This is a genomic window from Agrobacterium sp. NPDC089420, assembly GCF_044900305.1.
In the GTDB taxonomy this organism is placed as follows: Bacteria; Pseudomonadota; Alphaproteobacteria; order Rhizobiales; family Rhizobiaceae; genus Agrobacterium.
This window is the reverse complement of sequence record NZ_JBJDMY010000051.1, coordinates 1-5,931: the sequence shown is the minus strand read 5'-3', so window position 1 is coordinate 5,931 and position 5,931 is coordinate 1. Positions and strand designations below refer to the sequence as shown.

Annotated in this window: 6 protein-coding genes and 2 pseudogenes; 2 read left to right on the top strand and 6 right to left on the bottom strand. The window is 54.0% G+C overall.

Features of this window, described 5'->3' with window-relative positions:
• Nucleotides 1–740 precede the first annotated feature (740 nt).
• Nucleotides 741–1,565 (bottom strand): hypothetical protein, encoded by an 825-nt coding sequence (locus ACI2KA_RS26770; protein ID WP_404505460.1) that lies wholly within the window; start codon nt 1,563–1,565, stop codon nt 741–743.
• 95 nt (nt 1,566–1,660) lie between these two features.
• On the opposite strand from ACI2KA_RS26770, the pseudogene ACI2KA_RS26765 reads away from it, so the two are divergent.
• A pseudogene (locus ACI2KA_RS26765) lies at nt 1,661–1,765 on the top strand (IS3 family transposase); the annotation flags it as partial.
• Here ACI2KA_RS26765 and imm45 read toward each other — a convergent pair.
• The 5 genes from imm45 to ACI2KA_RS26740 all read right to left on the bottom strand — a co-directional run bounded on the left by imm45 (nt 1,762) and on the right by ACI2KA_RS26740 (nt 4,748).
• Nucleotides 1,762–1,992, bottom strand: a complete 231-nt coding sequence (imm45, locus tag ACI2KA_RS26760; protein ID WP_404505461.1) for an Imm45 family immunity protein — start codon at nt 1,990–1,992, stop codon at nt 1,762–1,764. The pseudogene ACI2KA_RS26765 and the gene imm45 overlap by 4 nt on opposite strands.
• 706 nt (nt 1,993–2,698) lie before the next feature.
• Nucleotides 2,699–3,178 (bottom strand): hypothetical protein, encoded by a 480-nt coding sequence (locus ACI2KA_RS26755; protein ID WP_404505459.1) that lies wholly within the window; start codon nt 3,176–3,178, stop codon nt 2,699–2,701.
• Nucleotides 3,179–3,292: 114 nt separating this feature from the next.
• A complete protein-coding gene (locus tag ACI2KA_RS26750) occupies nt 3,293–3,715 on the bottom strand; it encodes a hypothetical protein (RefSeq protein WP_404505458.1) in 423 nt (140 codons plus the stop codon).
• A 90-nt stretch (nt 3,716–3,805) separates the two neighbouring features.
• Nucleotides 3,806–3,943: a hypothetical protein gene (locus ACI2KA_RS26745; RefSeq protein ID WP_404505457.1), complete on the bottom strand. Its 138-nt coding sequence runs from the start codon at nt 3,941–3,943 to the stop codon at nt 3,806–3,808.
• A 187-nt stretch (nt 3,944–4,130) separates the two neighbouring features.
• A complete protein-coding gene (locus tag ACI2KA_RS26740) occupies nt 4,131–4,748 on the bottom strand; it encodes a hypothetical protein (protein WP_404505456.1) in 618 nt (205 codons plus the stop codon).
• Nucleotides 4,749–5,027: 279 nt separating this feature from the next.
• Here ACI2KA_RS26740 and ACI2KA_RS26735 point away from each other — a divergent pair.
• A pseudogene (locus ACI2KA_RS26735) lies at nt 5,028–5,836 on the top strand (IS3 family transposase); the annotation flags it as partial.
• Between the last annotated feature and the right edge of the window lie 95 nt (nt 5,837–5,931).

Here is a 5,931-nt window from a genome sequence, read left to right as displayed (position 1 = left end):
CAGCCCGGTAGCTCGTCAGGCTCATAACCTGAAGGCCGCAGGTTCAAATCCTGCCCCCGCAACCAAATCCTACGCTACACTATCCAATAATAGCCGAAAACTACGATCCAGTACGCTAAACAGCTACGATCAAACAGGCTAAATCCCCGACATAAAATACAAATTCCAAAACCGGCAGGTGCAAAGCAGGGGGCCGCAAACACCGATGATGCTGCGTGTCCGGTAGCATGCCAACTGTGCTCCTCTTATAGCGGGCCGTTCCTCGCCCCATTAAGTTCTTGACCATCGTCCCAGTCAACATTCCTCGTTGAGGAAAATAGACTGTGCATGCCAGGCCTAGAGGCCGTATTCGCGCAGACGAATGCACTGAGTGTCCGCGCCACAGATAGAGAAACTTAACAGCGCACTTCGATCTGGCGAATGGCACCAGTCGCCGATCGCGCGAAGTCCGGTTGATTTAGAAGAATTCGCAGTGTTCCTAAGTCACTCCTGTCGCCCAGCTTTCCGATGAGGCTGACTGCCCAAGCTGTCGCACGCTCGTCCTTGTGATTGTGACTATCGAGTGCGGGAATGCCGTCAGACAGGAACTGTCGCCCAATTTTCAATAATTCCGTCTGAAAGAGTTGAGAAAATTCTATAGAGCCGTAGCGCCTTGACTCGGCCATCGGCGAACGCTATTCAAGCCCCTCTTGAATTACATCATGCAAGCAGCTGACTACGATTGGAGCAGGCATAAGCAGTCACGCTCCCCAAGCAACCGCTGCGGCAATTAAGGCCGCCTGCGAACGAACTTCAGCATAACGTACAATTTCCCGCAGATGGACGAAACATCGCTGGCGATCGTCATCCGCGGGTGTCTGAGGCAATTCGACCTCATGTCTCGCCAGGAATCTCGTCGCGAGAACAAAAACCGCGATTTCGTCCTGCCAGTGCGGATTGATTTCCGGATAGCGCGCATAGCGAACGAACAGTGGCGCATCCGAAGGGTCATCTTCATCTGCCACTGCCGTCGCAAGCCATTTGAGCGACAGGGAGTGACGAACGCTATCCGCCTGAAAAGCACGGGTTACCAACCGCTTCTTCTCAATATCCGAAAGGGCGTTGACCTCCTCGCAATATATGCCGTCGAGCGGGTGGTCGAACTGGGTAACGTAGATCGACAACGCCTGCTCAAAGGTATCTTCTTCGTCTTTGCCGTCCAGCGCGGCGTGAAGCTGGTCTCTTATCCCTCCTCGTGCCTCCTCCGCATCCTCTTCAAGACCGCCCAGAAGCTTCAGCGCCTCAATGATGCTGGTGCTTATAAATAAGTGAAAATCATTCGGCTCAAGTTGCTTGAGCGCGTCGGTCAACGCGGCAAGCGCCGCGTCTGAGGCGCGACGGACAAAACCGGCGGAGTGCAGAATGGCAAGCTGTACATGATATGGTTCGCGGCGGAACCTCGTCGTAATCACTTCAGCGAGTTGCTCACAGAACGACGATTCATGTCCGGCGTACAGGAAATGCCTATGTTCAACGACGAAATGCAGTTCGCCTGATGTCAAGTCATGCAAATGTCTGGTGCGCATGACATCGCTTTGTCCAACCTCTTCCCAAAACGATTGTGCACCCCCAACCATCAGCCGGAAGCTCGATTTCCAACCGGAATACAGGCCGAAATACGGATGTGTTCGATTACATCGAGCGCTTCTACAATCCGAAGCGCCGCCACTCGACACTGGGCTATCTCAGCCCCAATGACTTTGAAACCAAGGTGGGATTAGCTTAACCTCGTGTCCTATAAACCGGCAGCAGGCCATACACCCACTTTTCCCAATTCTGCTTGAGCCGCGCAGTCGACAGCATCCGCGTGCCCTTCAGTAGCGCTTCGTGAGGAAGATAGACGAGGCTAAGGCCCGTGTTGTAGCCTGTTGCAACCATTATTTCTAGCGGTCGTTCTGCCTCGGTCATTTCGACCAGCATAAAATCCACCACCGCTTCGTAAGCGGTATTCAGCTTTCACTCTGAACATCGCTTCGCGACCAATTTCCTTCTCTTTTAGATCAGCCAATTGCTGCATGCAAAGTCTCCTACAACAACTGCCGGTCTGCGGTATCGATGGCCTGAATTGCACCAGGCGCAAGACGGAGGTTAAGGGCCGCTATTGGCGTGTACCGTCGTCGACGCAGCGGCACTATTCGAAACGGCACAAGCTGGGCACCTCTATTTACCCAGTAATCTAAGCAAGTTGTGAGCATGAGGTCCACGCTTGGCGTAATTGGGGCATTTTCCTCTCGATATTTCAGTGATTCCGGGGTTTTCGGTGATCGGGCGCGCAGTTATCCTGCCGTTGGCTGCGTCTCAAAAATTGAGCATAGTGCGTTCGTCGGATGAGCTGCAGAATGATGAAGCCGAATGCATCGATGCAGAACTCTTCGAACTGCGACAGCGTTTGACAGAACGGGTGTAGCCGGTGCTGCTGTGTCTCGGGGACGTAATGTCGCAAAAACTCCTACAGACTGTCTGAAAACTCCCGAAACCGACTTGGTCACAACGCCGAACGAATATCGAGCCATAGGTGTCGACACGAACGATCGCAACGGCCCGATTTCGGTGCTGATTTTCGCTGTGCCAGCCCTGATAGGGCATGGAATCTCTGGTGTGATATTCCTCCGCCATTTCAGGCGGCTCGTCTCACTCGTTCCCGGTGTCGTGCGGAGTTTCATTTGAAAGGGACCGAGAAGGATAGATTCCACAGCGCGCCATCGTCATGGTACGTGGCGCGCACCTGTATTCCCTCCTTGATCCACTGGTCCCACTCGACCAAGCCTTCTTCTTCCTCCGTGCGGTGCGGTGCGCCGAACTCACGAAGTGCATCTTGCCGGTTACCGATTGCTGCATTAGCGAATGGAACCGGCCCCACATAGCGCTTAAAGGCCTTGCCGCCCCCATAGGCAAACGCTGCGACGAAGATCGCTTCGCCCGCGTCTTTAGGTGTTGCACATTTATTCTCGTAGTATTCTCGTTCATAAAATGCCAATTCGAGACCCATGGTTTTGAGTTCGATAGCGTCGGAGCCTTCGGCGCGGAGCGTCCTAGGTGACAAAGACCGAATATTCGCTCCCGCAGTTTCCAACAGTTTCGCGAGACCTGAATTCAATTCGGAGTATCCGAGGAAAGGCAACAATTCGTTCAACGTCATAACATGTGTTCTCATTGCTTCACTTTTCACAGCGTACATGCCCAGTCCAAGGTCATCAATGAAGGCTGGGGCGGAAATATGCCCAGTTCCGGCCATGTCGGGGCTGACCAGCCCCTATACATCGAGGTAAACCGAGAGGTACTCGAAAGCATGGTCCAGCGGCAGATGATCCGTGATCCGATCAAAATCGTCGAAACCATCTGGCAGAGGCAATCCGATCCCTTCGATTCCATCCACGACCACGGCGCCACCCCATGCCACTTGCGTGGTGGAATTCTTCAAGACATCTTTCACTGTCATTCCAGCCCATAGCTTGCCCTGGTAGCTTCCTTCAAATCTGGAATTGCACATCACCGAATAGATTAAGTGATCCTCCCCGTAGCCGATAGTGACGAGGCCATCATCGATGGAGACGATGCGTTTGTGGATCGCGATCGCATGGCGACTTTGCAAGCCGGCTATGATCGCGTCGATGGAGGTCTGCAGGACAATCCCGGCCAGTGACCGGCCTGGGAGAATTTCTTTCGTCAGCTTCAATGTCTAGACCCTTAGTCCACAGTCAGGTAGAAGTTCTTGCCATCGGCCAGAGCTTCGTCGATGAACTTTTCCAGATTGGCCAGCGGAATCTTACTTGTCGAGTTGCACGGCGTTCGACCATGTAATGCCGAATGGCGTCACAACCTTGCTGACGGCTTCGCTGTCGAACGGATTGCCAAGTGCCGAGATGAAATTCTCCGGCTCGGGGTACCTGATTGAAGGTTGCATTGCGCCTCACAGACCACGCCGCTGATGCTCTAATTTGAACCTTTACCTATCAGATAGCAAAAGTACCGGCGATGAAAGTCCCCAAAATTCTAGATCTGTATTTAATATGAATTACTATTTTTAGATGAATTATCCGTCCCAAGCCTGACGGGTGAATAGACAGCAATGGCGCACTCTGAAGGAAGACTCAAACTACGACCGATGGATCGGCGACTTCGATCACCAGCGGTGCATCGATCGCGGCATCGGGAACACGCCAAATGCGAACTTCGGAGCCGATGCCGGGAACTTGAGTCTGCAGAAGGTATTCACGCGAGTTCACGGGTTGCCACTCTCCACAAATCGACTGCCGGTCAGAGCCTTGAACAACGAGCGTAAAGGACAGGACTGAACCGTCTTCAGCGAGCGCCCAGTATCGCTCCTTCACCCGTCCGCTTGTCGCGACCGCAGTCGGCCCGATGTCGCGCCACACGGCCTGCAGATGATGTTCGAGGCTAGCCAGCCGGATCGAACTGATCAGGATTGCCCATAGTGAGCCCGCGAGGCTGCTCAACATGACCGTAAAAAGGACGTTGAACCACCAACCAGGCGTCTCGCTCGTCCAGAGTGCGAAAATGGCTCCAGCGGCAATAGCGGATGCAATCGTGCTCATAAGAGCGAAGGATATACGCCCCGCGAAGCCCATACGGCGTGGAAACATTAGAGCCTCGGGCGCCCGCGCTTGTTCCATCTGCATTGCTGCTTCAAACCGCGGGAGGAGATGGATGAGGTGACCATTGTTGTAGTGGGTGCTAGATTTCGACATAGCCATACGATCCAAACGTTACCTTGTGCCACAGCGATCATGATAGATACTACACCACATGCGTTACGATCCGGCCACATTCCTCGTCGGTTATCAGCCACCGGCGGGCCACACCCACCGAAACGCTGCTGCCGTGACGGCTGGGATGGCGGGCGCTCATTATTCCGTCTCCTGTTGGTTAAAGATGGAATGCTACTGTGCTCTGATCCCCAAAAACTGGATCGTTTTTGATTGGAGTTTTTCGCGCGAGATTCCCGGCTGGGAACAGGAGCGGACGCGATGAAAGCATCGAATTTTTCGGACGCGCAGAAGGCGTTCATTCTCAAGCAGGGTGATGATGGCGTGCCGGTGGCTGAGATTTGCCGGAAAGCTGGAATTAGCCAGGCGACCTATTTTAATTGGCGCAAGAAGTATGCGGGTCTTTTGCCCGACGAGATGCGCCGATTAAAGGCTCTGGAAGATGAGAATTCCAGGCTCAAGAAGATCGTCGCGGATCTGACACTGGACCGCGAGATGTTGCAGGACGTCATCCGCCGAAAGCTCTGAGGCCTGTCCGGAAGCGCAAGCTGATCGACGGGATATTGGTGGATTGGGGCATATCGATCCGACGGACCTGCCAGGCGCTGAAGTTCGACACGTCGATCTATCACTACAAGTCCCGTCGCACCGAACAGGCCCCACTCGAGAGACGCATCAAGGAGATTTGCGAGACACGCGTGCGGTATGGCTACCGGCGTGTCCATGTCCACTTGCGTCGCGATGGATGGAAGATCAATATGAAGAAGGCGCGCAGGATTTACAGCGAGTTAGGCCTTCAGCTACGCAACAAGCATCCCAAGCGCCGGCTGAAGGCAAAGCTCAGAGACGATCGCCAGGAGGCGGTCGGGCCGAACGATGTCTGGGCGATGGACTTTGTTCACGACCAGCTCGCGACGGGTAAGAAACTGCGCATCCTGACCGTTGTGGACACCCATTCTCGTTACTGCCCGGCTACCGACGCAGGCTTCACCTACCGTGGTGAGGATGTGGTTCAGACGCTGGAGCGTATCTGCAAGGGCACGGGCTATCCTAAAACGATCAGGGTCGATAACGTCCTATATTCGGAATGCAGCGCCGTTTTGGCAGCAAGTCGTTATCGCATCGGTTCTGCCGATGCGTTTGAATTATGATGTAGGCCAGGGCG

Bases quoted from the DNA above. Each gene is read 5' to 3' on its own strand.
- ACI2KA_RS26770 (WP_404505460.1), bottom strand. From the start codon at position 1,565: ATGCGCACCAGACATTTGCATGACTTGACATCAGGCGAACTGCATTTC.
- ACI2KA_RS26755 (WP_404505459.1), bottom strand. From the start codon at position 3,178: ATGACGTTGAACGAATTGTTGCCTTTCCTCGGATACTCCGAATTGAAT.
- ACI2KA_RS26745 (WP_404505457.1), bottom strand. From the start codon at position 3,943: ATGCAACCTTCAATCAGGTACCCCGAGCCGGAGAATTTCATCTCGGCA.
- ACI2KA_RS26740 (WP_404505456.1), bottom strand. From the start codon at position 4,748: ATGTCGAAATCTAGCACCCACTACAACAATGGTCACCTCATCCATCTC.